Raw genomic sequence first — 23,820 nt, forward strand, 5'->3', positions numbered from 1 at the left:
GGCGCGTACGACGGCGGCAGTACCGTGCGGCGGCCGGGCTAAGCTCCGGTGAGGGTCGTCCAGACGCCCACGGTGCCTGCCACCACCATGACTGCCGCGGTGAACCAGCCCAGCGTGGCGGCGAGCCTGCCGTTGCGGTACTCGCCCATGATGGCTTTGTCCCGCGAGATCAGCATGGTGACCACCAGGAACGGGGCGGCGGCAATGCCGTTGACGGTGGCGCTGAAGACCAGAAGTCCAATGGGGTCGGAGGAGAAGAAGCTGATGAGGACACCGGCCACAATGCCCACCCCCAGCAGCGTGTAGAACATGGGGGCGCGCCGTGGGCTGAGGTCCAGGCCCCAATCCCTGCCCAGCAGGCCGGCCAGCCCCGCTGCCCCGGAGGCTGCGAGTACCGGAACGCCCAGGATGCCGGTGCCGATGAAACCGGCGGCGAACAGGATGGTGGCGGCCGGCCCCACGACTGGGTCCAGCGCCTTGGCTACGTCGGCAGCCGTATTCACCTCGGTGCCTTCCCGGCCCAGGGTTGCTGCCGTGGCCGCCATGATGGAGAACATCACCAGGACCGAGAAGACCATGCCGATGAAGACGTCGGCGCGGGCCTTCCGGAGGGTGTGGGCGGCGGCGGCAGCGTCAGGCCGGTCCTTCAGCCCCACGGCCTCGTCACCGCCGTGCTCCTCGGCCCGCAGTTCCTGGACCCGGTGGGCACTCTGCCAGAAGAACAGGTACGGCGAGATGGTGGTGCCCAGCACGGCGACCACCAGGCCAAGGTATTCAGGGGCGAAACTGAACTTCATGCCCAGCATGCCTTCAAGGACGTCGGGCCAATCCACGTTGGCGACGAACAGGACCGCGACGTATGCCAGCAGGGTGAGGCACAGCCATTTGAAGACCTTCGCAATGACGGCAAACGAACCGCTGATGAGCGCCACGGCAATCCCGATCCCCGCTATGGCGCTCCACAGGTGGTCCGGGCCGGCGCCAAGCATTTGCATGCCCTGCCCGATTGCCATGAGGTCCGCTGCGGCATTGAGGATGTTGCCCACCAGCAGGGCGATGATGAGCACGGCGATCACCACCCGCGGGCGGCGGGTGAACTTGCGCCGGGCCAGCCTGCCCAGGCTTTCGCCGGTAGCCAGCGCGGTCCGGTCGCAGATCTCCTGGACCGCCATCATCATGGGCAGGACCACCGGCGCGGTCCACAGCATGCCGTTGGAGTAGGTGGCGCCGGCCTTTGCATAGGTGGCAATGCCTGATGGGTCATCGTCGGCGGCACCGGTCACCAGGCCGGGGCCCAGGAGGGAACTGAAGCGGCGAAGGAGGGACTTGCGCGCTTCGCCAGGGGCCGTGCCCCCAATGTTGGGTGGCCCGGTGGTTTCGGCCTTGCTCATCCGGTCTTCTCCGCTCGCGATCGGCTGCCAAGCCCCCCACTACTAAGCAAGCTTAGGATTTGTAGCCCATGGTAGGGCATGAATCTGGGAAGGCAGCTTCAGGAAAGGCGGCTCAGATCCATTTGTTGTGCTTGAACGCCAGGTAGAGGGCCAGGCCCATGGCCACCATCAGGCCCAGCGCATAGGGGTAGCCGTTGGTCCAGGCCAGTTCGGGCATGTTGGCAAAATTCATGCCGTAGATGGATGCCACCAGGGTGGGGGCGAACAGGATGGCAGCCCACGAGGAAATGCGCTTGACCTGCTCGTTCTGTTCAAAGCTGGACTCGGTCATGCGCTGCATCTCGTCATTTTGCCGCTGTGCCACCAGGGCGGCGTTGACGGCGAGCGCGTTCTGGAGCAAAGCGCGGAACGAGGCCACCCGTTCGTTGAGCCGGATGACGTGGTCCAGGACATCCCGGTAGTGGTCCCTGAGTTCTGTGGCCCGCTCGCGGTCCGGAGTTCCGGCGATGAGGGCCTGCAGGATTCCCGCCAGCGGGCTCGTGGCCCGCTGGAAGGTGATGACCTGGCGGGACAACTCGTAGATCCTCCGGGACACGTCGGGGTCTGCGCCGAAAAGGTCGTCCTCGATTTCGTCGATATCGTTTTCCAGGCCGGCCACCACGGGCTCGTATTCGTCCACCACCTGGTCCAGGATGCCGTACAGCACGGCATCGGGTCCCAGGGCCAGGAACTCCGGCATGGCCTCCATGCGGCGGCGGACCTTGGCCAGGTCCGGCGACTCGGCGTGCCGGACGGTGACCACGTACTCATCGCCGACAAAAACGTGGATCTCGCCGAAGTCCACCTTCTCGACGTCGTCCCGGTACCGCGCCGGCCGGAGGACCAGGAACAGGCACTCCCCGTAATGCTCCAGCTTGGCCCGCTGGTGGCCGGCGAGCGCATCCTCGATGGCCAGGGCGTTGAGGTCGAATTCCTCGCCCACGGACTGCAGTTCTTCCGCGTCCGGCCGGTAGAGGCCGATCCACGCCATCCCCTCGCGCTGGCGGAGCAGGAAGTACGTCTCGTCAAGGTCTTCCGGATCCTCGGTGCGCAGCCCGTTCACGTAGACGGCGTTGTCGATGATGGTCACGGCTCCCCCTCCCGCTCCCGTTCCCATTCGTCCAGCAGTGCCGGCATCCGTGCTTTAAGGAAGCGGTAGAACCTGGCCATCTCCGCCACCCTGGCGCGTGCCGGGGAGCCCTCCGGAAGTGTTTCCGCCGTCGAATCGGTCAGTGCCGCCAGCTTCTCGTAGACGGGACTGTTCCGCATGGACACCACGTACCATTCGTCCTCATGCAGGGCATAGAGGTCGCGGCGGCTGCCGGGCTGCGAGATCCGGTGGACAAAGCCCACGGTCTGAAGGTACCGGACGGCGCCGGACACCGCGGCGGCGCTGGCACCCAGCCGGTCCGCGAGTTCGGCGGCCGTGAGGCTCCCCTGCTCGGAGGACACCAGCGCCAGCAGCGTCCGGGCGGGCATCTTGGGGAACCCTGCTGCGGCGAACGCCGCTGCAGTCCGTTCGGCCGCGGCGGCGGTGGAAGCCGCGGCGGCCAGCGTGTCCCTGGCAGCCGCCACCTCTGCGCCGGCACTCATGCCGAACCCACCTCCCGCCGCCGCATCACCGCAACGGCCAGCGCGGCGGCAATGGCGGAAATCAGCAGCATCCACCATGCTCCGCTCCAGTCAGTCGCGTCGCCGCGGGGCACTGGTGTGTGGGCGAACGGCGAGAGGTCGCGCAGGCTTTGGTCAATGCCCAGCATGGCCCCGAAAATGCCCAGCATCACCCCAAGGGCCAGCAAGGCCCAGCTGGCGGCGATGGTGGCGGCGGGCCACAGGACAAACACCAGCGCCGGCACCGACAGGTAGATCAGTGCCGCCGGCAGTTGGGCGGCGGCGGTCTGCCAGAGGGCGTCGGCAGGCATGGATTCATCGCCGGTGCCGGTGAGGGTGGCCCACGCGCCCACTCCGGCCAGGCCCACCACCAGCACCACGGCGGCCCCGCCGAGCAGCAGGTAGCCGGCCAGCCACCGGACCCGTCCCACCGGGGCGGACAGCATGAGTTCAGCGGTCCCTGCCGCTTCCTCCTGCCGCAGCCTGATCACCGCCTGCAGGGCGCACGCGGCAGCCAGGACCCCGGCCATGGAGAACAGCACCGAGACCATGAGCTGGGTCAGCGAGGTTCCCTGCGACTGGAGCATCGCGCGCAGCATCGCCGTGATGTTGGTGTCCGGGGTGTCGACGGCGGCAATCGCCTTTCCGAGCGAGCCCGCCAGCAGGCCCAGGGCCAAGCCGCTGAAGCCCCAGCCGGTAATGGAGCCCGCCTGCAGCCGCAGGGCAAGGGCCACGGGACTGCTCAGGCCCCGCCGGGCAGCTGCCCGTCCCGGCAGCGCTCCCCAGACGCTGGCGCCGCTGTCGGGCGTGCCCAGGAGGAACCACGCCGCCGCGAGGCAGCCTGCACCCAACCCCACCGGCAGCAGCAACGGCCAGCCACGGTTGCCCGAGTACGCAAAGGTCTGCTGGCCCCAGCCGATGGGTGAGAACCAGCTGACTGCCCCTTCGGTCATCGTGGTCCCGCTGGCGCCGGGCGTCCCCGTGGCGTCCCCGATCCCGCGCAGGACGTAGGCCAGGACCACCAGCGCGGCGGAGACGCCGTTCGCTCCGCGTGAGGTCCCCATGAACTGGCACACCAGCAGCCCCACGCCCAGGAAAGCGAGGCCGACGGCGCCCGTCGCGCAGCCGGCGAGCAGGGAACCCTGGGGCTCCAGGCCCTGGGACATGAATCCGGCAAAGACTGCGAGCGCCACCAGGATGTTGGCCGTGATGCCGTGCAGCAGGGTGGCGGTGTTGGGCAGCAGGCGTCCGGCAGGTGTGGCGGCCACCAGTTCGGCGCCGCCGCTTTCCTCGTCGGCCCGGGAGTGGCGTACCGCCAGGAATGTGCTCATCAGGCCTGCCAGCAGGGCGAGGAACGCGTAGATCAGGAAGAACGTGAAGGCCCCCTGGTCTGCGCCCCGGGGCAGGCCGCGCAGCATCAGGATGGCGGGGGTGGCGATGGCCACCTGAAGGATCTCGGTCCGGCTCGCCACGTTGCCGTAGGTCTGGGTGACGGCGGCGGCCGCGAACATGGCAAACGCACCGATGGCCACCACCCAGCTCAGCAGCTGCCAGCGGTCCCGGCGTACCCGCTGGCCCCACAGGACCAGGAGAACGCCCATGTCAGCTCCGCCCCCTCGCGCCGAGCAGGTGGTGCCGGGAGCCGGGGGTGGACTCGGAAGGCGTTTCGGCCGGGGCGTCAGCGCCCAGGGAGGTATCCCCGTAGTGCCGCAGGAAGAGCTCCTCAAGGGACGGCGGGACGATGGTCAAGCCTTGCACGCCCAGGGCGCCCAGGGCGGGAAGCACCTCTGCGATCCGGTCCGAGTCCGCGCTGAACCGGACCCGCCCGGCGTCGAGCGTCAGGCCATGCACCGCACCCAGCCGGGCCAGGGCCTCCGGGTCCAGCCCGTCCGCGGCGAAGGAGACTTCCGACCTGGTGAGGTGCCGCAGCGAGTCCAGCGTGCCGCCGTCGACAATCCTGCCTCCCCGGATGATGCTCACGCGGTGGCACAGCACCTCCACCTCGGAAAGGATGTGGCTGGACAGCAGCACGGTTGCTCCGCGGTCGACGGCGGCGAGCAGCTCCCGGCGGAAGACTTCCTCCATGAGCGGGTCAAGGCCGCTGGTGGGCTCGTCCAGCAGGTAGAGCTCGGCTTCGGTGGCGAGGGCGGCGATCAGCGCAACCTTCTGCCGGTTGCCCTTGGAGTAGGCGCGGCCTTTCTTCGCCGGATCGAAGTCGAACACCTGGCACAGGTGGTCCTTCCGTCGGCGGTACGCGGCCCCATCAGCCGTGCCGCCGCGCAGCCGCGAGAGCAGGTCGATGGTTTCACCGCCGGAGAGGTTGGGCCAGAGCCGGACGTCGCCGGGCACGTAGGCCAGGCGGCGGTGCAGTTCCACGGCCTGGGTCCAGGGCTCGTATCCCAGGACGGTTGCAGAGCCGGAGGTTGCCCGGGCCAGGCCCAACAGGACGCGCAGGGTGGTGGACTTTCCCGCGCCATTCGGGCCAAGGAATCCGTGGATCTCCCCGCGCTGGACTTCCAGGTCCAACCCGTCGAGGGCCCTGACGTGCCCGAAGTGTTTGTGCAACCCCACTGTTTGGACAACGGTGTTCATGGTCCAAGTCTTAGAAGTTTTCACAAGTTTGTGAAGGTACTAAAGTCCCAGCTATGACCCCCGACAGATCCGTGCCAGGCGCGCAGGCCACCCGCTCGTCAACGGCACCGCTGTATGCTGCGGGCTTCGTCACGGCTTTCGGCGCCCACAGCATCGCGGCGGGGCTGGGCGCGCAGAGCGGGAACATCGGCCTGACCCTGCTGAACCTCGGCATCCTGCTGGCCCTCTACGACGTGGCGGAGGTATTCCTCAAGCCGGTCTTCGGCGCCCTCAGCGACCGCATCGGCGCCAAACCCGTCATCGTCGGCGGCCTGCTCGCCTTCGCAGCACTGTCGCTGATTGGCCTCGGCGCCGCCGACCCGTTCATCCTGGCCCTGGCCCGGCTGGGACAGGGGGCCGCAGCGTCGGCCTTCTCGCCGTCATCGTCCGCCATGGTGGCAAGGATGGCCCGCGGCGGAAAGGCCGGGACCTACTTTGGCCGGTACGGGTCCTGGAAGAGCCTTGGCTACATCATTGGCCCGCCGCTGGGCGCCGTCCTGATCCTGGCCGGCGGGTTCCCCCTGCTGTTCGGCACGCTGTCCGCGCTGGCGGCCGCCACGGCCGTCTGGGCGCTGGTGTCGGTGCCGCACCTGGCGCCGCTGCCGCGCAAGCGGTACACCGTGATGGACCTGGCCCGGCAGGTGGGCGAGCGCCGTTTCCTGGTCCCGACGCTGGTGCTTGCCGCTTCGACGGGTGCGCTGGGTGCCGCCGTCGGCTTCCTCCCGGCGCTGGGCACGCGCCACGGGCTGGACGCATTCGCCGGCACGGCGGCGGTGAGCGTCGTGGCGCTGGGCTCGGTGCTCACCCAGCCGTGGATCGGAAGGCTGCGGGACCGGCACGCCGTCAGCGACAACAAGGGCACGACGGCGGGCCTGCTGCTGATCGCCGCCGGCATCGCTTTGGTGGCGGCCGCCCCGGGAGTGGTCACCATCTTCGTTGCGGCTGCACTGATTGGCTCGGGTATCGGCGTGGCCACCCCGCTGGGGTTCGCGCACCTGGCCGACACCACGCCGCCGGAGCGGATGGGCCGGACCATGGGCTCGGCAGAGCTGGGCCGCGAACTGGGCGACGCCGGCGGACCCCTGCTGGTGGGCGCCATTGCCACGGCCACCGCCCTGCCGTTCGGAATGGGCGCGCTGGCACTGCTGGTGGCCGCCGCCGCCGTCCCCCGGCTGGACCCGGTCAAGCCCACCGCCTGAGCGGCCTTCCAGCTTTTTGTGTCACCCTTAACCGCGATGACTTCTTCACGGCAACTCTCCACCAGGACTCCGGCACGGCCTGCCCCGGGCTCGGCGTTCCTGTTTGTGCTGTCCACGGTGGCGTGCATTACCGGGCTGGTTGCCACCTACTACTTCTTCGTCCAGACCACCACGGGCCAGTTCATCGATGAGTCCGCGCTGGTGGAAGCGGTGCAGATCCATGGGCCCGCGGGGAAGGCCGCCACCCAGTTCCTTGACTGGCTGCCCACCATTTCCCTGGTGATGGCCGCCGTCGTGGTCCTGTTTGTGACCGTGATCCGGCGGCACTGGGCGGAAGCCGGGATTGCGGTGGCCGCGTGCATCGGCGCGAACGTCGCGACGCAGGTGCTCAAGGATCTGCTGCCGCCGCGCCCGGACAAAGGCGTGCTGACCCTGGAGCTGAACTCGCTGCCCTCCGGCCACACCACCCTGGCGGCGTCCGCTGCCGCCGCGGTGTTCCTCATGGCGTCCCCGCGCTGGCGGCCCATGGCCGGCTTCATTGGCGGTTCGTTCGCCATCGCATCCGGGGTGTCCACCCTGATCAACCAGTGGCACCGGCCCGCGGACGTGGTGGCGGCGTTCCTGCTGGTGGGCGCCTTCATGATTCCGGCGGGCTGGCTGATCCTCCGGCGCGGGTCCTGGAACGAGTGGGACGGGTTCGGCGACCACCTCGGTTCGGCCCGGATCTGGCTTACGCTGCCGGTGCTGATCGGGCTAGGTTCGGCCGGGGTTGCGGTGTACTCGCTCATCCGGATTGCGCCCAGCCCGTGGCAGGAAGCCAGCACCACCAACTACTTCTGGGCCGGCATCTCGCTGATCGTGATCGCGGGATACCTGGCCACGGTGGCCACCACGTCCCTGTTCGCGTACGCCGCACGGCGGCAGGGCGCGTCCAGGCGGTAAGCGTTCACCTGGGGGGATCCCGGGAGTCCCGTCCCATGCTTTCCCCCATGGCTGCGGCAAGCTCAATGTCGTCGAGGTACCGGGCGGCAGGCCGCCCCGTGGCCTCGGCGAGCCGGTCCAGCGTGGCGAGGTGCTGGCGCGCCAGCTCGACGGCCAGCTCCTCCACGATGCTGGGACCGTTCCGGACAACGAGGTCGCTGAGGTACGCCCGGAGGCTGCCGGCCGGGCGCCCCTTGGCTTCAATGTCCGCGGCAACCAGCCTGGTAAGGGCAGCCGCGGCGAGTGCAGGTTTGTCGCTGAAGAGCTCCACGTTAATCCCTCTGTGGCGATGGGCTGCGATGGCAAACGCCCGCATGCGTAGCTACAATCTAGCGTTCCCGCGCCTGCCCCGTAAGGGTCGCGAGTCCTGGCTTAAAGGCTGGCACCGGCCTCCGCCCGGGCGGGCACACCGGCCCACGTTTCGTGCTCCGGCACGTTGTGCAGCACAGCGGAACGCATCTCCACGTTGGAGTAGTCCCCCACCGCCAACCCGTCCCCTACCCCTGCGTTCATGCCGAGGTGCGCCGCCCGGCCGATCCGTGCGCCCTCTCCTACGGAAACGCCGGGGAAAAGCGTGGCGAAATCACTGACCCGGACACAGCACCCCACGTTCACCTGCGGCTGCAGCAGCACGTGCCGGCCGATATGGGCCTGCGGAGCAATCGTGGCGTTCCGCATCACAATGCTGCCCGGTCCGATCCAGGAATCCCTTGGTACGCGCACATCCGGATCCACCACGGTGGCGTACCGGTCCTCGTGCACACCGAGCATTGCCAGCCGGTCAACCACGGCTTCCCTGTCCCGCCCGGAGGGGAGGCAAACCGTAAAAAGGGCCTTTTTGAAGGTATGTGCGTCCGAGAGCGAGCCCATCACCACTGTGCCGTCGATGGATGTACCCAGCAGTTCCGGGTCATCGTCCAGGATCCCCAGGACGTCGTATTGCCCACTGACCCGGACCGCCGCCAGTACTTCCTGCGCCAGTCCGCTCATGGCCAGCAACATCAACTCGCTCAAAGTGCGCCTCTTCCAGCCCCTGCACCGTTGCAGGAATATCGTCCGGCCCGTTCACCTGCTGCTTGATACCTGGCTGTCTCCAAACCCTATGCCGGACTTGGACGGCAGGAAAGGTTTCCCGGGGCAAAATTCAGGATGGCGCCCCGCGTTAGCACGATCAGGCGTCCTGCCGGGAAGTCTTGCGGCAACCTTGAGGAATTGGAGTCCCCCGCCTTGATCGGCGCGGTGAATAGTTGCAGGTGCCAGGGCGGCGTTTTGAAGTGGGCGCCGCCCGGCACTGCCCCTCGCGCCTTTTCCGCTGCGCGATCCTGTGTCAGGGATCGAGGCGCTTTCGCAGGAGGCAAAATTCGTTTCCTTCGGGGTCCTGCAGGACGTGCCACTGCTCGTCACCGGTCTGCCCCACGTCGGCCGGCCGGGCACCGAGGGCCAGCAGCCGTTCCAGTTCGGCGTCCTGGTCCCGGTCCACCGGGTTGACGTCGATGTGCAGCGGAAGCCGCCCCACCCGCGGGTTGCTGCTGGCGCTCAAGATGATCGTGGGCTGCAGGCCGCCGAACCCGGCGTCAGCCGGCCCGATCTCAATCATGCCGTCCTCCCTGTCCAGTTCGACATAACCAAGGACGTCACTCCAGAACCGCGCAAGCAGTTCCGGGTCGTCGCAGTTCAGGACCAGTTCACTGATTCGGCATGACATGGTGCCAGTGTACGGATCGCCCCACGCCACCGGCCGTACGGACACGGGGGAAGGCACGACGGCGGCACGCACCTTCGCTGGCCCTGCAACCCGATGATCCGTCCCCGGCACGCCTGCTCCCCTCGACGCGGAGATGCATTGGCGACCCGCATCCTGCCTCTCGCGGCCCCCATATCCGGAGCCCAGGGGAAGCGGCGGGTCGGACAGGAATATGCGCGTCGCCAGGGCCGTTCCCGGAACAGCCATCCCAGCACCCCCACTTCGCCGGCACGATCCAACGTGCCCAAAAACCCAAATAGCCAGCTCGGCGGGAGACGGTGCCACTGCATGGGGGGATGCAGCGGCACCTTCTTCCGCCGAGCTGGCGGGTGGAAACCTCAGGCGCAATAGATCTTCTTAAATCCCGTGCCGATCTCCAGGCTCACCTTCACGGATGCAGTGGCCTGGGCACCGCCTGCGAACGTGGCCACGATCCTGACCCCCGCCGGGGTGGTGGTCTAACTGAGGACCACTTTGCCCCGCCAACCTCAGGAAGCGAGGAGGAAAAACGTCAACAAAAGCTCAAGTTATGTGAAAATTCAACCCTCCTCTGACCTGCGCTTCTATCGCAAATGCTGCTCTTGGCGCCTCCCCTGCCGGGCAGCGCGCCAGCTACTGTTGCCGGCCCAGTTCGGCGTCAAGAATGTCCAGGGCGTTGGCGCGCATGGCACTGAATGCCTGGTCCGGCCGGAGGCCTGCTACATCCCGCAGCCAGACGTATGGTTCAATTCCTGCAACCGCACGAAGCCGCACGGCAAGGGCGGCGATGTCGATCCCGGATCCGGCGGCTTCCAGCGGAGACAGGGCGTCGCGGTACCAGCCCACAGCCCGGCCCCCGCGAAGAGTGGGGCGGGTGGTGCCCGGGGTAAGGGACAGCCGCAGCGATGCCCGCAGCTGCGGTTCCCAGGTCCGGATGAACTCGAAGTGCGCGTCCAGGGTGCGCACCAGGCGGGCACGGACGTCCGACGGCGGTTCCTCGCCGAGCAGCGACGCCAACCCGGTCTCGGGGAGGGCCGCGTGCAGGAGGGCTTCCTTGTCCGGGAAGTAGCGGTAAGCAGTCGTCCGCGATATCCCGGCAATGGCGGCGACTTCCGCAACGGACGGATCCTGCCCGTCCTTCAGCAGGTCCCGGAGCGAGGACACGAGCTCTTCGCGGGTGCGCGACTTCTGCCGGGTCCTGCCGGTCTCCAGATATTTTTCATTGTGGCGTACGGACACAGGGCTTATGATACAGACGTACCGTTATGGTACGGATGTCCCATAAAAGACTCACCGAGGGGTTTCCCGTGGCCGATCCGATTGCAGTGAATCCGCAGCACTACCGGCTCGTCTTCGAAAACGACCGGGTCCGCGTCCTCGAGTACAGCGACGGCCCCGGAGACACCACCGGCACCCATTCCCACCCTGACAGCGTGATGGTCACGCTCAGTTCCTTCGCCCGCCGCCTCCGCTCAGGAGACCGGGAAGCGGACGTGGAGCTGCAGGCAGGGCAGGCCCGCTGGCTCGACGCGCAGGAACATTCCGGGACGAACACCGGCTCCACGCCCACACACTGCCTCTTTGTCGAGCTGAAGGAACCCCGCCGGGAGAACCCGGGCGTGGATGAATCGCCCGCCCACACAGGCCGCCTTGGTCCTGCTGATTCCTAGCCGCCGGAAAGCCCCCTACGACCGATCCCCTGTCAGCAACAGCCTGCACCAGGCATCGGTCAGCCACTCAGCGAACTGCCGGTGCCCCCACCCCCGCCGGTCCACCAGGAGCACCCAGTACTCGGGCCCACTCATACTCCAGACCGCATCGGCGAGTTCGGCCGCGGGGCGGTCCGTTCGCAGCTCCCCGGTCGCAGCGAGGTCCTTAACAAAGAGCAGCATGTTTGCAGCGCGGCGGTCGGAAATCTCAGTCCACAGCGCAGCGCAGTCGGGATCGGTGCCGGCGGCGTCCCGCAGCGCCAAATAGACCGGCGCGAGGCGGGGCTGGATGCCGGCCAGAGCGTGTGCGTAGATGGAGATCTTCTCGGACGCCGCCTTCGCCTCCCGCAGGCGGCCCACGTAATCGCGGCGCTCCGCGGGTACCGCCTGGCCGGTACCCGAGATCGCTGTTTCCACCACTTCACGCAGCAAATCCGGCTTCCGCCCGATGGTCGCATAGATGGTGTCGACGGCGACTCCGGCCCTCCGCGCAACGCCAGCCACCGTGGTGGACCGGTACCCCTCCCCCACAAAGAGCTCGCGGGCGGCGGCCAGCACGGCATCGCGGGTGGCAGCCGCCTGCTCCTTCCGCCGGGGCGAGTGGTAGCGGCGTGCGGGGGCATTGACTTCACTCATCGCCGGGCCTAGCCTTAATTCATCCGAATGTCATTCGGATGAATTGTAGCAGGAAGTCCCGGACAGCAACGCACGGCATCCACGCAGCGGAACAGGGGCGGAAGGGCAGGACACCATGTCAGAGCATTTCGACACCGTGGTGATCGGCGGCGGCCAGGCAGGCCTGGCCATGGGCTACCACTTGTCCCGCGCTAAGCGTTCGTTCGTGATCCTTGATGAGAACCCCCGGACCGGAGACAGCTGGCGCACCCGCTGGGACTCCCTCAGGCTCTTCACGCCGGCCCGGTACGATGCCCTTCCCGGAAGCCGCTGCCCCGCCCCGCCCTGGTCCTACCCGTCGCGTGAAGAGTTCGCCGATTACCTCAGCAGCTATGCGGAGAAGTTTGGGCTGCCGGTCCGGAACAACGTCCGGGTCAACCGCGTCAGCCACAACGGAAACAGCTTCACCATCGAAGCTGGCGGCCAATACCTGGAAGCCGGCAACGTGGTGGTGGCACCCGGCTGGGACAGAACACCCAAGGTGCCGGCCTTCGCGCAGCAGCTCAACCCGGACATCAAGCAACTCACGGCGGGAAGCTACAAGAACCCGAAGGACCTGGCGCCGGGTCCCGTCCTGGTGGTTGGGGCCGGCAACTCCGGCGCGGACATCGCCCTGGAACTCGCCCCCAACCGCACGACCTACCTCTCCGGCCGGCACCCCGGCCAGATCCCCTGGCCCATCGATGCCGTGGCGGCCCGGCCCCTCACCCTCGCTGTCTTCTTCGCGTTCTCCCACGTCCTCAACCTCAACACTCCCGCCGGCCGGAAGGCCCGCCCGCAGATCCTTGCGCACAGCGGGCCACTGGTCAGGGTGAAGAACCGGGACCTGGTGCGTGCCGGCGTCGAACGCGTTCCCAGGACGGAAGGCGTCCGGGACGGCCGGCCGCTGCTGGCTGACGGACGAACGCCGGATATCGCCAACGTCATCTGGTGCACTGGCTTCCGGCCGGACCTGGCGTGGATTGACTTGCCGGTGTTCGGCCCGGACGGGGAGCCGGACCAGGAGCGCGGGGTGGCCAAAGACCAGGCGGGACTGTACTTCCTGGGAGCCACGTTCCAGCAGTCGCTGGCATCCTCCATGGTCCACGGCGTGGGCAGGGACGCAGCCTTCATAGCCCGGTGCATCGCCGCCAGAGTGCCACGCGGATCAGGGACAACGCAACTGCCAGGGGACGTCAGGCCGGAAGGTTCAGCTGCTCCACAATGATGCGGGCGGTCGCGGGGTCCCCGAGGATCCGAAAATGCCCGGCCACCGGCAGCTCGATGTTGGTGGCGCCGGGCAGGACGCTCCCCTCCGGAATGTGCGGATCGAACGGTCCGTAGAGGGACGTGATGCGGCTGTTGATGGTCAACTCGCGGGACATCTGGAGGGTCAGGGCGTTCCGCGGCGAGAAGATCCGAAGGCTGGGCAGCAGCATGTACCGGGCGTAGCGCGAGCCGGAAAAGGGCGAGCACACAGCGATCATGCGGTCGATCCGGTGCTCGGGATCCAGGGACAGCATGGTGTACTTGCCGATCAGGCCGCCCTTGCTGTGCGCCACCAGGATGGCATCGCGCAGCCCCGCCTCCTCCAGGTGCTGGGCCACCAGTTTGGCGGCGTCCGGCACCTTCAGCTTGTTGCGCTGGAGCACCGTGACCACATGCACCGGATGCCCGGCATCGTGGATGGCCTGGATGAGCGGCATCATGAACTGCCAGTTTTCGTACACGCCGGGGATGATCACCACGGGCGGCCGGGTCCCGTTGCGGAAGGACGCCGGCTGCACGCGCGACAGGAATCCGCGGACCTGCCAGCCTGCGGCATACACATAGTCCTGCGCCCACCACACAGCCTTCTGCAGCGGACTGATGCGGGCAGCGGCGCCGGGATCACTCATGAGTCGAGAATAACCTCGGCGGGGCGCCTACCCACCAACCGGGCCCGCAAACACGCCTCAGTAGTTGCGGCGGTGCTTCAGGCGGGGAATCACGACGGCGAACACGGCCGCCGCAGCGAAGCCCAGGACACCCGTGGCTGAGATCCCCGGGCCCAGGGAGGCGAGGGCCGTCACCCCGGAGAGGAGCACTGGTCCACCGGTGGAGCCGGCGTCCGCCATGAAACGCCAGAGGCCCAGGAACTGTCCCCGGCCGCGGTCCGGTGAGAAATCGGCGCCCAGGGTCATCACCAGCCCGGAACTGATGCCGTTGCCAAACCCGATCAGCAGCGCGGCCAGCAGCAGCCCCACAAATGACCCGGTCAGCGGGATCAGGAGCAGCGCCGTCCCCATGAGCAGCGTGGACGGAACCGCCACCCACTGCCGGCCCTTGCGGTCCATGAGTTTTCCCGCCGGGTAGAACACCAGCATGTCGATGGCGCCGGACAACCCGTAGATCAGGGACGCTGAGGTGGCATCCATGCCAAGGTGGTCGGACCAGAGCGGGATTACCACCTGCCGGGAGGAACGCAATGCGCTGAGCAGCAGGATGCCGATCCCCAGCGAAAGGAACACGCCGGCATGGGATACAGCGACGCTGCGGAGCGTGGGCTGGGGGCCCGCGTCCGCGCCCAAGTGGACGTCCGGCGTCGTGAGGTCCGGGATGGTGAGGGACAGCAGCGCGGCGGCCGCCATGGCCACCGCCCCCACCCAGTAGGCGCCGGCGATGCCGAAGAACTGCATCACCGCTGCCCCCGCAAACGGGCCGATGAACACACCGATCCGGTTGACGCCGCCCAGCGTGGACAGCGCACGGGCGCGGAATGCCACGGGCACGGCCTCGGTGAGGTACTTTTGCCGCGCCAGGCCGAAGACCGCGCCGGACATCCCGACGACGGTCATCGCCACTGCAAGGAGCCACAGTCCGTTGGGGGCCAGGGCGGAGGTGGCGGCGGCCGCCAGGGCCAGGCCGGCAGCGACGGCGGCGCCCACGATGGACCAGCGTTCACCGAAGCGCAGGGTCACCAGGGAAGCGGGCAGGTTGAAGAACCAGGACCCCAGCCCGATCAGGGTGACGATCAGGGCGGCCACCGCCACCGAGGCGCCCCGGTCGCGGGCGGACAATGCCACTACCGGGAGGATGGCGCCCTGCCCGATTCCGAAAAGCAGTGTGGGGCCGAAGGCGGCCACCGCAATACTGCGCAGGCTGAAGGGCTCGGTGTCATCCGGGGAAGTCATCGGATTTATCCTATGACCGCCGGATCCGCACCCCCTGCATCGCCGGCCGTCCGCGGCGCCTCCGGTTCTTAGCGGGCCCGCGGCTCCAGCCCGGCAAGGGCACGGAACAGATTGACCAGCTCAACAATGGCGCCGATGACCGAACCCACGATCCCAACAACCAGGAGCACCCGCACCACAACAGGCCAGCCGGACCAGCTGGTGCCGAAGTCGAACGGGAAGACCTCCCAGAGGCGCATCATGGCGGCCACGCCGATGCCCATGACCACCAGGTTTCCCAGCGCCAGGAGTGCCCTGGCGTGAATCACCGCGCAGACCAGGTTCACGATGATGCCCGCGATCAAGGATGCATTAAGGAGGTCCAGGGCGCGGGGCATGTCCGCCGTCAGGAACGGCAGCACCCGCCACCCGGGCCAGACGTTGATCCCGTACAGCAGCAGGGCGTTGACTATGGCGGAGCCAATGCTGCCGCTCCGGCTGATGGTCCTGTCCGCCATGCCCCTCCTCCGAGGTCGATGCGTTCCCATTGCCGGCCCGGATGGGCATCGATTGCTCCGTATTTGTCCTTTTCGGGAGTCAAAACGGCAGTTACCCAGCAATCGGTGCCGGGAATGGGTCCTCCGGGCGTCAACGGGCGCGAAACCAGAGTCGCGCAGGGCACGCCGCTGCGGGAAGTGCCGAAGGTCCCACAGAGCCCGGGCTCAGTAACCCGCCAGGACCTCGGCGGCCTTGCCGTCCGCCGCCGCGTTGACCAGTTCCTCTGCGACGATATGCAGCTTGGTGTTGGCGTGCTGGCTTCGCGTGGCCAGGACCTGGAAGGCGGCCTGGCCATCCACTCGGCGCAGCGCCATGACAACTCCCTTGGCCTGCTCAATGAGGGCCTTGTGCCCGTACGCACCCTCGATCGCTTCCTCCGCCGCGTGCTGGGACTCGATCCGCAGGCTCTGGGTCACGTCCACCATGAACCCGCGGACATACTCCACCTGCCCCGACGGCTCTGGAACGGCCTGGACTGCGGAGAAGACACGCCGTTCCCTGCCCCGGACGTCTATGACCCGGTGGAGCAGCGCCCCTTGGCCTCCGCCGTCCAGCAGGTTCGTCCAGAGGGCACGGACCGGCTCCCGGTCCAGCGGGTGCTTGTGGGCCATGAACAGTTCCCAGGTAGGCACCACGTCGCCTTTCTTGAGCCCGTGGATGCCGTACATGCCCTCGGACCATTCCATCTTTCCGGAGGGAACGTGGAGCTTAAAGGTCCCCGAGGGACACTGCGCAGAGGGCTGGAGTGGAAAGAGATACGTATCCAGTTTTGACCACATATTGACCTTCCGAAGTCAGGCGAACCCAGCCGGGTGCACGGAACCCACCATAACTTTACTTGCCGGCCAGATGTCACATTCCTCGGGCAGGCTCCCCAAAAATGCGGGGGTCACAAAGGGCCCGGCGAGGAGTAGCGTTCGCCTTATGGGGTGCTGAAGCGCGTCCCAATCCAAGGGGAGGTCAGTTCATGGGTGAAGTATGGATCCGCACGCTGGGCAACGGGCTGGTCCGGGCAGACCGAGTCACCGAGATTTCATCCACCCGAGGGTCCTTGCACGAGGACTCCGGGTATTCACTGAAGGTCATCGTGGACGGCAAGGGCCACGTACTGATTGACGACGGCGGCCTGCAGGGTTCGCTGCCCGAGCGGCTGGAATATGCCAGGCACATGGAGGATGCCCTGCTGCTGGCAATCGACGAGGCGCGCGAAAGCGACGCGTCCATGGTGATCTCGTACGAGCCGGAACGCGAGCGCTGGTCATCGGCCCCCGTTTCCGTATTAACGGGAAGGCTCCCCGAAGTCGTCTGACCTGGGGAGCCTTCCCGCTGCACCATATTCAGCTGTGGGTCGGCTCCTCCACCAGCGCCGTGGCGATGCTTGCGGCGTCCTCCAGCGCGGCCAGGAAGCGCTCGGCGTCCAGCGCGGCGGCGCAGCCGGTGCCGGCGGCGGTGATGGCCTGCCGGTAGCGGTGGTCCACGGCGTCGCCGCAGGCAAAGACGCCGGGCAGGTTGGTGCACGTGGTGGGCGCATCCACCTTGATGTAGCCTTCGTCGTCCAGGTCCACCTGGCCGGCCACCAGTTCCGTGCGCGGCAGGTGGCCGATGGCCACGAAGATGCCGGTGGCGTCCTGGTGCCGGGCCTCACCGGTGCGGGTGTCCGTCAGCGTGACGCCGCTGACTTTGCCGTCGCCGTGAATGGCGGTGACGGCGGAGTTCCAGGCGAAGCGGATCTTGGGGTTGTCCTTGGCGCGCTGCGCCATGATGCGGGAGGCGCGCAGTTCGCCCTTGCGGACGACGACGGTGACGGACTTTCCGAAGCGGGTCAGGAAGGTTGCTTCCTCCATGGCGGAGTCGCCGCCGCCCACCACGATGATGTCCTGTTCGCGGAAGAAGAATCCGTCGCAGGTGGCACACCAGGAGACGCCGTGCCCGCTGAACTTCTTCTCCTCCGGCAGACCGAGCTCCTTGTAGGCGGAGCCGGTGGCCAGGATGACGGCCTGGGCCTCGTAAGTCTCCCCGCCGCCGGTGACCACGCGCTTGACGGGACCTTTCAGGTCAACGGACGTGGCGTCGTCGTACTCAATGCGCGCGCCGAACTTTTCCGCCTGCTGCTGCAGCCCGTCCATCAGTTCGGGGCCCTGGACGCCGGCCGGGAAACCCGGGAAGTTTTCCACCTCGGTGGTGTTCATCAGCGCGCCGCCGGCGGTGACGGAACCGGCCAGGACCAGGGGGTTCAGTCCGGCACGGGCGGCGTAGATGGCGGCGGTGTAGCCGGAGGGGCCGGAGCCGATGATGATCAGCTGTTCTTTGCTCATTGCGTGTCCTTCGGTGGCGGTACTGCGGGGCGTCCGCGGGCTGCGCGGGCAGGAGTTGGGTGGTCAGTAGTTCTTTGCGTGCCCTGATCACCCCGTCCGATTCTTTCATTGCCTGGCAGGCCAGGGCCAAGCAGCGGCCCGGGCTGCCATCCGCCGATTCCCAAAGTGATAGGAAACTGCGGTCGATGTAATAAACGTCACTGTGTTGCGCACATCACATTGGTTGCCTAATCTAGTTGAGGCTTAAGCAAACAGGCCATGCAAGAAGCTGCAGCGTCGCAGCCAATGCCGGGGAAGGCTTTACATCTTGAACTCAAAGCTGAACATCATGGTCCGGGTCGATCTGGACCACAGCAAGGCCCAGGTGATTGCAACGGGGCATATCACCATCCACAGCATCAACGCCCTCTATGTAGTGGCAAAGCGCGCCAACTCCCTCAAGGGAGGCTTGGACCTGGAGCTCGACGTCTCCAGCGCCTGGGTGGATCAGGAGGCACTGGACATGCTCCACGCCGCTTCCAAGACAAGGCAGCTGCCCGCAATGATCGATCCGGACCAGGCGCCCTGCACCATCAGCGTGCTGGCCGACCGGCGGCATCCACGCACTGCGCCGGCCCGCCTGGCCGCATAGGACTCCCGGCCGCTCGCCGCGCCCACGCTTCGGGCCAGAGCAGGCCGTCAACCTCTTCTTCCACCGCTCCAACAACCCGAAGTGCAGCTGCATCTGAACAGACGGATGGCTGCACTTCGGGGCTGTTCGGAGCCCGGGCCCCCAGCGGGACCCAAAACTTACATCAGCCGTGGTCCGCCACCCAGGAATTCCCGGAGTTCCGCCGCGCTCAGGCCGGCAGCCCTGCCCAGGGCCCCCTCCCCCGCGCCGTGTTTCGAGGCGTTCCTGACTGCATTCTCAAACTGCTCCTGCGCAGCGTCGAGCTCCCATTGAAGGCTCTCCACCCTTGCCGAAGCCAGTTGGACTGCTTCCAGCGGATCGCCGGCCGGACTGCCGTCCACGGTGTAGCCGCAGGTACAGGACCATTCCAAGGCACCAAGCTCAAGTGGCGCCCACCCCAGGGAGGCGATCGGAACCGGCCCGGAGGTCATTGCCACGCCGCAATGGAAAGGTGCGGCCGGCCCATCAAGCTCCATGGCCGGCGCCGGATCGTCCATCAGCGCGGGCACTGTGGACTTATCAAACGCACTTGGTGCAGTCGGCTGGAGCTGGAATTCGACGTGGGCCTGGACGTGGATCCGTTGTCCCGCTGCCTGAGGTTCAAGTACTGCAGTCATGCGATCCGCCATCCGATAGTTATCAAACAATGTAGCTAGTCTAACTAGGATTAGCTCCTTGTCTACCGCCGACCCACCCCAGCAGCGGCTTCCACCGCATCCACGGCCTCACGCATGCAGCTCAGGAAGTGCAGCACCGCTTTGATCTCCTCCGCCGACAGCGACTCGGCGGCCTCAAGCATGCGCTTGTGCATCTGGTTGAGGTTGTGCCGCACCTCCTCCTCGGCACCGGGCGTGGGCCTGAGGATGACAGCCCGCCGGTCGGAGGGGTGGGGTTCCCGGATCACATGGCCGGCTGCCACCAGCCGGTCAACAAGGCTGGTCATGGACGCGGAGGTGATGCCTAGGCGGGCCGCAAGCTGGGTGGGGCGGATTCCAACGCCGGCAGCTTCCGCATCGATCAGGTACCGGAGCGCCAAAAGATCGGTCTCCCCCATCGCGGCGGAGGAACGGGTGCGCCTTCTCATGGCGCTTTCAGAGGTCCGGAACTCCCTGAGGGCATTGATGACGTCAATAGGACCGGGCTGCGCGCCCTCGCTGGGTGGGTACCAGTAGCCTTCGCTTGCACCGTGCGGGTTCATGCGAATTCCTTCGATATCCTACTTGCTTGGCCGTCTAACAACCCTATGGTAGCCCACTTGCTGCGGCGGTTGCTCCACACGGCGACGGGCGAACGGGTACCCGCGGAAGCCTTGGAGGAAAAGTAGAGTACCGGCTACTCGTGCCGCTGCCCGGCGCGCCCAATAGGTTTTTGTGCAACCCCCAGGCAGCACGGCCACGGGGGAATCGCAGATGGGGGTGCAGGGTGGCTTTTGGCCCGGCAGATAATAAGGGGCCCGACCGGCAAGGGTTCCTGCTGGATTTAGTGACAGGGGCCGACGGCGAGGCAGAGTCCCTGCAAAAACTCGCCGGCGCAGCGGCCCGCTGGATGAGCACCACGGCAGGCACGGCGGTTGAGTGCGCAGCCGTGCTGCACCGGCAAAGGTCCTGTACCGTCACGGCCGGAAGCACGGCGGGCACCGCCGCCCTTGCAGCCACGGAGGATGAGCACGTGGACGGCCCCACCGCATTAGGCTCCGCCCTGGCCGCTCCAACAGTGATCGGCCAGGCCGGCGCACGGTGGCAGGCCTACCGGCGGCGGTTGCTGGAGCATGGCCTCGGCGCAGCCCTTGCCCTCCCCCTGGAACTGCAGCCCGGCTCGTCCGCAGCCCTCGTTTTCCTGGGCCCGCCCGACTACGGTTTCCCCACCAGGATCCTCGCTGACGCGGCATGGTTCGGCGAGGTGGCATCACAGAGCCTCAAACTGGCCCTCGACGTCCACGGCGTGATCCGTGCGGGCGACAACCTCAAGCAGGTACTGGAGAGCAGGACCAGCATCGATGTTGCCTGCGGAGTGCTGATGGCGCAAAACCGTTGCTCCTACGCCGAAGCCTTCAGCAGGCTCGCCGGCACCTCAAGGAACCGCAACCTCAAGGTGCGCAGCGTGGCGGACGGCATCCTGAAGGCGATGCCCAGTGGTGCGCCCAGAACCCGTTTCGAACCGCCGGCGATTGCCTAGGACTGCAGCGAACCTTCCTTGTTGTCCGCAGGAGTTATGCCTGGTGCCGCGACCGCGCCCTGATGAGTCCGGCCGCCACGAGTCCTGCACATCCGAGTGAAGCCAGCATGCCGCCGAGAGCCGCGATGTAATCGGTGATGGTCATTGTCCTGCGCTCCTTCCGTCCTGCCTCCGTACTGCCTGATGCGCCAAAACTACGCGGCGAAACTCAGTGTTCGCTGAAGAATCGCCAGCAGCTTTGGTCAAGATCCGGTCACGGGACATGCGGAAATCCACATGGTTTCGGCCGGCAATCTTTCCTTTATCACGGCGTTCCGTATTATTCATGCATGTGGACTAAACAAAGCCAGAGTTTCTGCCCCACCTGCGGCAGGACCACCAATCACGTCACCCACTTCCAAAAGGACGACGCCGGTTCCCTGGTTGCGGACGTCCGCTGCGCTGAATGCCCCGAGGTGGCCGGAGCGGTCGCCTAGGAAGGTTCGTTCCCCGAGGACTGCAGTCCAGGGCGCACGGCATGAGGACGGACGACGGCGAAAATCACCATGGCGGCAGCCTGCACTGCCGTGACGGTGACGGCCACGGCAGGTCTTGAGTACTCGTACAGCACACCGATGAGGAAGCTCCCGGCCAGCCAGGCGAGGCCGTAGCACGCAGTGAACATTCCATAGGCACTCCCCCGCCGTTCCACCGGAGCAAGCCCCGCCACGCCTGCCCGCATGGTGCTTTCCTGGACGCCCATGGCCGCTCCCCACACCAGAACCCCTGTGACCGCGAGCGCCGTGTTGTTGCTGAAGCCCAGCCACGGCACGGCCGCCGCGAGGACGGGCAGGACCAGGAGGACTTTCAGCCCCACCCGGTCAAAGAGCCAACCGGAGGCCAGGGCGGCCACGGCGTCCACCCCCATGGCCGCGGCGTAGAGAACGGGGACCGCCGCCGGCGGGAGGAGACCGGTGGCCACCAGGTGGAAGGACAACAGCCCAAACGTGGCATATCCGAACATGGTCAGGCTGCTGAACGCGGCGTACAGCCAGTACTGCCGGGGCATGGGAACGGGCTTCACGGAAGCGGGGCCAGGGCCACCCCCACCAGCAGCGGCCCCAGCAGCGCTCCCACCTGGTCCAGCGCCTCGTGCAGCGCGAAGGCCTTGCCCTGGCCCAGCGCCGAACCTGCCTCGGCCAGCATGGTGTCCTTCGCCGGGCTCCTTACGGCCTTGCCCAGCCGCTCCGCCAGGACCAGGAGGCAGGCAACCCACAGCGCGTCAGTGATTCCCAGCAACGGCACGGAGACGGCCGTCAGCGCGTACCCGCTGATCGCCAGTGCCCACCGCAGCCCGGGCCTGTCCGCCAGCCGCCCGAACACCAGGCGAAGGACCAGGGCCACAGCCTCCCCGGCACCGGTGACCACGCTGACCAGGAGCGCGGACGCGCCCAGCGCACCGAGGAACGGACCGGTCACACTTCGGGCGCCCTCGTACACCATGTCCATCAGCGCGCTGATGAGTCCGAAGACCAGGATGAAGCGGATGGCGGTCATGGGCGCCGCGGGGCCCCTCCCGGCGGCGCTAGCGCTGGTGGGCATGCTCCCGGACCTGCTTCACTGCACGATCAGCCACGGCACCGTTCTGCCTGGCGCCGTTCAAGCGGGCGCGGCCCAGGCGGATGCCGCGGCGGGCGGGGGGAACAGTTCCTTCCGGACGGGTCACGGCAAGGATCACCCCGATCCCGGCCAGGGAGGAGACCATGGCTGAACCACCGTAGGAGATGAACGGAAGCGGCACGCCGATCACTGGCAGCAGCCCGCTGACCATGGCGATGTTGATCACGGCCTGGCCCAGGATCCAGGTGATCACGCTGCAGGCCACGGTCCGCGAGAACGTGTCCGTGGTGCGGGCGATGGTCTTGAACACGGCGATGGCCAGGATGGCGAACAGGCCCAGCACCAGGAGCGAACCGGCCAGGCCCAGTTCTTCGCCGAGGATGGAAAAGATGAAGTCGTTGTGGGCTTCCGGGATCCAGTTCCACTTCTGCCGGCTCTGCCCCAGGCCCACGCCGAACCAGCTGCCGGAGGCCAGGGCGTAGGCGCCGTGCTGCGCCTGGTAGCCCATGCCCTGCGCGTCCTCCTCGGAGCCCATGCCCAGCCAGGAGGAGATCCGGCCCATCCTGTTGCCGCTGGTGGCTGCAAGCACCAGGGCGCCCGCCGCGCAGATCAGGCCGGCCACGGAGAACACCTTCATCCGCACGCCGCCGTAGAACATGGTGGCAGCGAGGATCATCATGATGATCATGGTGGTGCCGAGGTCGTGCCCCAGCGCCACGATGCCCATGATGAGTGCTCCGGCTGGCGCGAGCGGGACGACGGCGTGCTTCCACTGCCCCAGCAGGGCCTGCTTCCGGTCCAGGATCCCGGCGCCCCAGACAATCAGCGACAGCTTGGCGAACTCGGACGGCTGCGCGGTGAAGCCTCCCACGCTCAGCCAGTTCCGGTTGCCGTTCACGGACATGCCCAGCGGGGTGAACACCAGCACCAGGGCAAAGAGTGAGCCGATCAACATCCCCCAGCCCAGCCACCTGATCCGCCGCACGGACATGCGCGCCAGCACCAGCATGATCACCACGCCGGCCACGGTCCACATGGCCTGCTTCAGGGGAAGATCGTACGGATTGTTTCCTGCCGCCACGGATTCCACAGACGACGCCGATGCCACCTCCACGAGTCCGATCGCCGAGAGCGTGAGGACCACCGCCAGGATCAGCGGGCGGAGGCGTCCCGGGGAGTCGTCCTCCAGCCAGACCGCCAGTTTGCCCAACCCGCGCCGGGCAGGACGGCCCGTCCCGCGCTGCTTTTGTCCTGTATCCATCTGTCCGTTCCTCAGCCTGCACACCAGGGCTTCCCCCATGGCCGGGCCCATCTCCGGGGCGGGTACCGCCGAGAAGAAAGAGTACGCCCCCGCACACCGGCGGAGGCGCCGGGACACCCGCCACCGCCACGGTTCTGGGCGAATTGCCAGCT

Annotated in this window: 28 protein-coding genes; 8 read left to right on the top strand and 20 right to left on the bottom strand. The window is 67.3% G+C overall.

Annotation, left to right across the window (positions count from 1 at the left end; all coding sequences use genetic code 11):
* Positions 1 to 38: 38 nt before the first annotated feature.
* The 5 genes from VIK36_RS16560 to VIK36_RS16580 all read right to left on the bottom strand — a co-directional run bounded on the left by VIK36_RS16560 (position 39) and on the right by VIK36_RS16580 (position 5,633).
* Positions 39 to 1,391, bottom strand: a complete 1,353-nt coding sequence (locus VIK36_RS16560; RefSeq protein ID WP_324642788.1) for an Nramp family divalent metal transporter — start codon at positions 1,389 to 1,391, stop codon at positions 39 to 41.
* Between the two features lie 112 nt (positions 1,392 to 1,503).
* Complete coding sequence (locus VIK36_RS16565) at positions 1,504 to 2,520, bottom strand: magnesium and cobalt transport protein CorA (RefSeq protein ID WP_324642789.1); 1,017 nt, start codon at positions 2,518 to 2,520, stop codon at positions 1,504 to 1,506.
* Positions 2,517 to 3,023, bottom strand: a complete 507-nt coding sequence (locus tag VIK36_RS16570; RefSeq protein ID WP_324642790.1) for a GbsR/MarR family transcriptional regulator — start codon at positions 3,021 to 3,023, stop codon at positions 2,517 to 2,519. Before VIK36_RS16570 ends, VIK36_RS16565 begins: the two co-directional genes overlap by 4 nt.
* Positions 3,020 to 4,642 (bottom strand): hypothetical protein, encoded by a 1,623-nt coding sequence (locus VIK36_RS16575; protein WP_324642791.1) that lies wholly within the window; start codon positions 4,640 to 4,642, stop codon positions 3,020 to 3,022. Before VIK36_RS16575 ends, VIK36_RS16570 begins: the two co-directional genes overlap by 4 nt.
* 1 nt (position 4,643) lies before the next feature.
* The gene (locus tag VIK36_RS16580; RefSeq protein ID WP_324642793.1) at positions 4,644 to 5,633 is read right to left on the bottom strand and encodes an ABC transporter ATP-binding protein; all 990 of its coding nucleotides are present in this window, start codon (positions 5,631 to 5,633) and stop codon (positions 4,644 to 4,646) included.
* A 53-nt stretch (positions 5,634 to 5,686) separates the two neighbouring features.
* Here VIK36_RS16580 and VIK36_RS16585 point away from each other — a divergent pair, with 53 nt between their 5' ends.
* The gene (locus VIK36_RS16585; RefSeq protein ID WP_324642794.1) at positions 5,687 to 6,871 is read left to right on the top strand and encodes an MFS transporter; all 1,185 of its coding nucleotides are present in this window, start codon (positions 5,687 to 5,689) and stop codon (positions 6,869 to 6,871) included.
* A gap of 36 nt (positions 6,872 to 6,907) precedes the next feature.
* The gene (locus VIK36_RS16590) at positions 6,908 to 7,813 is read left to right on the top strand and encodes a phosphatase PAP2 family protein (protein ID WP_324642795.1); all 906 of its coding nucleotides are present in this window, start codon (positions 6,908 to 6,910) and stop codon (positions 7,811 to 7,813) included.
* A 4-nt stretch (positions 7,814 to 7,817) separates the two neighbouring features.
* Here the strand turns inward: VIK36_RS16590 and VIK36_RS16595 are convergent, their stop codons facing one another.
* The 4 genes from VIK36_RS16595 to VIK36_RS16610 form a co-directional block, all read right to left on the bottom strand.
* A complete protein-coding gene (locus tag VIK36_RS16595) occupies positions 7,818 to 8,123 on the bottom strand; it encodes a hypothetical protein (RefSeq protein ID WP_324642797.1) in 306 nt (101 codons plus the stop codon).
* A 101-nt stretch (positions 8,124 to 8,224) separates the two neighbouring features.
* Complete coding sequence (locus tag VIK36_RS16600) at positions 8,225 to 8,866, bottom strand: acetyltransferase (protein ID WP_255172991.1); 642 nt, start codon at positions 8,864 to 8,866, stop codon at positions 8,225 to 8,227.
* Positions 8,867 to 9,179: 313 nt separating this feature from the next.
* Positions 9,180 to 9,557, bottom strand: coding sequence for a VOC family protein (locus VIK36_RS16605; protein ID WP_324642798.1), 378 nt, complete (start codon positions 9,555 to 9,557; stop codon positions 9,180 to 9,182).
* Positions 9,558 to 10,208: 651 nt separating this feature from the next.
* Complete coding sequence (locus tag VIK36_RS16610) at positions 10,209 to 10,814, bottom strand: TetR/AcrR family transcriptional regulator (protein ID WP_324642800.1); 606 nt, start codon at positions 10,812 to 10,814, stop codon at positions 10,209 to 10,211.
* Between the two features lie 68 nt (positions 10,815 to 10,882).
* On the opposite strand from VIK36_RS16610, the gene VIK36_RS16615 reads away from it, so the two are divergent.
* The gene (locus tag VIK36_RS16615; RefSeq protein WP_324642801.1) at positions 10,883 to 11,245 is read left to right on the top strand and encodes a cytoplasmic protein; all 363 of its coding nucleotides are present in this window, start codon (positions 10,883 to 10,885) and stop codon (positions 11,243 to 11,245) included.
* A gap of 15 nt (positions 11,246 to 11,260) precedes the next feature.
* Here the strand turns inward: VIK36_RS16615 and VIK36_RS16620 are convergent, their stop codons facing one another.
* Positions 11,261 to 11,920: a helix-turn-helix domain-containing protein gene (locus tag VIK36_RS16620; RefSeq protein ID WP_324642802.1), complete on the bottom strand. Its 660-nt coding sequence runs from the start codon at positions 11,918 to 11,920 to the stop codon at positions 11,261 to 11,263.
* A gap of 115 nt (positions 11,921 to 12,035) precedes the next feature.
* Here VIK36_RS16620 and VIK36_RS16625 point away from each other — a divergent pair, with 115 nt between their 5' ends.
* A complete protein-coding gene (locus tag VIK36_RS16625; protein ID WP_324642804.1) occupies positions 12,036 to 13,166 on the top strand; it encodes a flavin-containing monooxygenase in 1,131 nt (376 codons plus the stop codon).
* Here the strand turns inward: VIK36_RS16625 and VIK36_RS16630 are convergent.
* From VIK36_RS16630 to VIK36_RS16645, 4 genes are all read right to left on the bottom strand, one after another.
* Positions 13,135 to 13,836 carry an esterase/lipase family protein gene (locus VIK36_RS16630; protein WP_255172996.1) on the bottom strand — a complete coding sequence of 234 codons (702 nt, stop codon included), beginning with the start codon at positions 13,834 to 13,836 and terminating at the stop codon, positions 13,135 to 13,137. The genes VIK36_RS16625 and VIK36_RS16630 overlap by 32 nt on opposite strands.
* Before the next feature lie 57 nt (positions 13,837 to 13,893).
* A complete protein-coding gene (locus tag VIK36_RS16635) occupies positions 13,894 to 15,111 on the bottom strand; it encodes an MFS transporter (protein ID WP_324642805.1) in 1,218 nt (405 codons plus the stop codon).
* 68 nt (positions 15,112 to 15,179) lie between these two features.
* Complete coding sequence (locus tag VIK36_RS16640; protein WP_255172998.1) at positions 15,180 to 15,608, bottom strand: hypothetical protein; 429 nt, start codon at positions 15,606 to 15,608, stop codon at positions 15,180 to 15,182.
* A gap of 204 nt (positions 15,609 to 15,812) precedes the next feature.
* On the bottom strand, positions 15,813 to 16,334 hold the full coding sequence (locus tag VIK36_RS16645) for a PAS and ANTAR domain-containing protein (protein ID WP_255172999.1): 522 nt from the start codon (positions 16,332 to 16,334) through the stop codon (positions 15,813 to 15,815).
* A gap of 281 nt (positions 16,335 to 16,615) precedes the next feature.
* Here VIK36_RS16645 and VIK36_RS16650 point away from each other — a divergent pair, with 281 nt between their 5' ends.
* Positions 16,616 to 16,957: a hypothetical protein gene (locus VIK36_RS16650; protein WP_255173000.1), complete on the top strand. Its 342-nt coding sequence runs from the start codon at positions 16,616 to 16,618 to the stop codon at positions 16,955 to 16,957.
* 28 nt (positions 16,958 to 16,985) lie between these two features.
* On the opposite strand, the gene trxB is transcribed toward VIK36_RS16650, so the two are convergent.
* Positions 16,986 to 17,963, bottom strand: a complete 978-nt coding sequence (trxB, locus tag VIK36_RS16655; protein WP_324642806.1) for a thioredoxin-disulfide reductase — start codon at positions 17,961 to 17,963, stop codon at positions 16,986 to 16,988.
* Positions 17,964 to 18,270: 307 nt separating this feature from the next.
* Between trxB and VIK36_RS16660 the strand changes: the two genes are divergently transcribed.
* Complete coding sequence (locus VIK36_RS16660; protein WP_324642807.1) at positions 18,271 to 18,594, top strand: hypothetical protein; 324 nt, start codon at positions 18,271 to 18,273, stop codon at positions 18,592 to 18,594.
* Positions 18,595 to 18,752: 158 nt separating this feature from the next.
* Here the strand turns inward: VIK36_RS16660 and VIK36_RS16665 are convergent, their stop codons facing one another.
* Entirely contained in the window at positions 18,753 to 19,250 is a 498-nt protein-coding gene (locus tag VIK36_RS16665) for a hypothetical protein (protein WP_324642809.1), read from the bottom strand.
* A gap of 62 nt (positions 19,251 to 19,312) precedes the next feature.
* Entirely contained in the window at positions 19,313 to 19,831 is a 519-nt protein-coding gene (locus tag VIK36_RS16670) for a MarR family winged helix-turn-helix transcriptional regulator (protein ID WP_324642810.1), read from the bottom strand.
* A 284-nt stretch (positions 19,832 to 20,115) separates the two neighbouring features.
* On the opposite strand from VIK36_RS16670, the gene VIK36_RS16675 reads away from it, so the two are divergent.
* On the top strand, positions 20,116 to 20,808 hold the full coding sequence (locus VIK36_RS16675) for an ANTAR domain-containing protein (RefSeq protein ID WP_324642812.1): 693 nt from the start codon (positions 20,116 to 20,118) through the stop codon (positions 20,806 to 20,808).
* Between the two features lie 329 nt (positions 20,809 to 21,137).
* Positions 21,138 to 21,284 carry a hypothetical protein gene (locus VIK36_RS16680; RefSeq protein WP_159631085.1) on the top strand — a complete coding sequence of 49 codons (147 nt, stop codon included), beginning with the start codon at positions 21,138 to 21,140 and terminating at the stop codon, positions 21,282 to 21,284.
* Here VIK36_RS16680 and VIK36_RS16685 read toward each other — a convergent pair.
* The 3 genes from VIK36_RS16685 to ftsW are packed head-to-tail and all read right to left on the bottom strand — an operon-like array spanning position 21,281 to position 23,668.
* Entirely contained in the window at positions 21,281 to 21,856 is a 576-nt protein-coding gene (locus tag VIK36_RS16685; protein WP_324642813.1) for an MFS transporter, read from the bottom strand. The two genes, VIK36_RS16680 and VIK36_RS16685, sit on opposite strands and share 4 nt — an antisense overlap.
* Positions 21,857 to 21,867: 11 nt before the next feature.
* A complete protein-coding gene (locus VIK36_RS16690) occupies positions 21,868 to 22,389 on the bottom strand; it encodes an MFS transporter (RefSeq protein WP_324642815.1) in 522 nt (173 codons plus the stop codon).
* The gene (gene ftsW, locus VIK36_RS16695) at positions 22,373 to 23,668 is read right to left on the bottom strand and encodes a putative lipid II flippase FtsW (protein WP_255173006.1); all 1,296 of its coding nucleotides are present in this window, start codon (positions 23,666 to 23,668) and stop codon (positions 22,373 to 22,375) included. The genes VIK36_RS16690 and ftsW overlap by 17 nt, the downstream gene beginning before the upstream one ends.
* Positions 23,669 to 23,820: the final 152 nt, after the last annotated feature.

Source organism: Pseudarthrobacter sp. LT1 (assembly GCF_035621795.1).
Taxonomy (GTDB): Bacteria; Actinomycetota; Actinomycetes; order Actinomycetales; family Micrococcaceae; genus Arthrobacter.

Coding starts and splice junctions, on each gene's coding strand:
- VIK36_RS16570 (WP_324642790.1), bottom strand. CDS start 3,023: ATGAGTGCCGGCGCAGAGGTGGCGGCTGCCAGGGACACGCTGGCCGCC.
- trxB (WP_324642806.1), bottom strand. CDS start 17,963: ATGAGCAAAGAACAGCTGATCATCATCGGCTCCGGCCCCTCCGGCTAC.
- VIK36_RS16650 (WP_255173000.1), top strand. CDS start 16,616: ATGGGTGAAGTATGGATCCGCACGCTGGGCAACGGGCTGGTCCGGGCA.
- VIK36_RS16620 (WP_324642802.1), bottom strand. CDS start 11,920: ATGAGTGAAGTCAATGCCCCCGCACGCCGCTACCACTCGCCCCGGCGG.
- VIK36_RS16625 (WP_324642804.1), top strand. CDS start 12,036: ATGTCAGAGCATTTCGACACCGTGGTGATCGGCGGCGGCCAGGCAGGC.
- VIK36_RS16670 (WP_324642810.1), bottom strand. CDS start 19,831: ATGAACCCGCACGGTGCAAGCGAAGGCTACTGGTACCCACCCAGCGAG.
- VIK36_RS16680 (WP_159631085.1), top strand. CDS start 21,138: ATGTGGACTAAACAAAGCCAGAGTTTCTGCCCCACCTGCGGCAGGACC.
- VIK36_RS16630 (WP_255172996.1), bottom strand. CDS start 13,836: ATGAGTGATCCCGGCGCCGCTGCCCGCATCAGTCCGCTGCAGAAGGCT.
- VIK36_RS16690 (WP_324642815.1), bottom strand. CDS start 22,389: ATGCCCACCAGCGCTAGCGCCGCCGGGAGGGGCCCCGCGGCGCCCATG.
- VIK36_RS16590 (WP_324642795.1), top strand. CDS start 6,908: ATGACTTCTTCACGGCAACTCTCCACCAGGACTCCGGCACGGCCTGCC.
- VIK36_RS16635 (WP_324642805.1), bottom strand. CDS start 15,111: ATGACTTCCCCGGATGACACCGAGCCCTTCAGCCTGCGCAGTATTGCG.
- VIK36_RS16575 (WP_324642791.1), bottom strand. CDS start 4,642: ATGGGCGTTCTCCTGGTCCTGTGGGGCCAGCGGGTACGCCGGGACCGC.
- VIK36_RS16560 (WP_324642788.1), bottom strand. CDS start 1,391: ATGAGCAAGGCCGAAACCACCGGGCCACCCAACATTGGGGGCACGGCC.
- VIK36_RS16685 (WP_324642813.1), bottom strand. CDS start 21,856: ATGCCCCGGCAGTACTGGCTGTACGCCGCGTTCAGCAGCCTGACCATG.
- VIK36_RS16640 (WP_255172998.1), bottom strand. CDS start 15,608: ATGGCGGACAGGACCATCAGCCGGAGCGGCAGCATTGGCTCCGCCATA.
- VIK36_RS16580 (WP_324642793.1), bottom strand. CDS start 5,633: ATGAACACCGTTGTCCAAACAGTGGGGTTGCACAAACACTTCGGGCAC.
- VIK36_RS16605 (WP_324642798.1), bottom strand. CDS start 9,557: ATGTCATGCCGAATCAGTGAACTGGTCCTGAACTGCGACGACCCGGAA.
- VIK36_RS16645 (WP_255172999.1), bottom strand. CDS start 16,334: ATGGAATGGTCCGAGGGCATGTACGGCATCCACGGGCTCAAGAAAGGC.
- VIK36_RS16665 (WP_324642809.1), bottom strand. CDS start 19,250: ATGACTGCAGTACTTGAACCTCAGGCAGCGGGACAACGGATCCACGTC.
- ftsW (WP_255173006.1), bottom strand. CDS start 23,668: ATGGATACAGGACAAAAGCAGCGCGGGACGGGCCGTCCTGCCCGGCGC.
- VIK36_RS16585 (WP_324642794.1), top strand. CDS start 5,687: ATGACCCCCGACAGATCCGTGCCAGGCGCGCAGGCCACCCGCTCGTCA.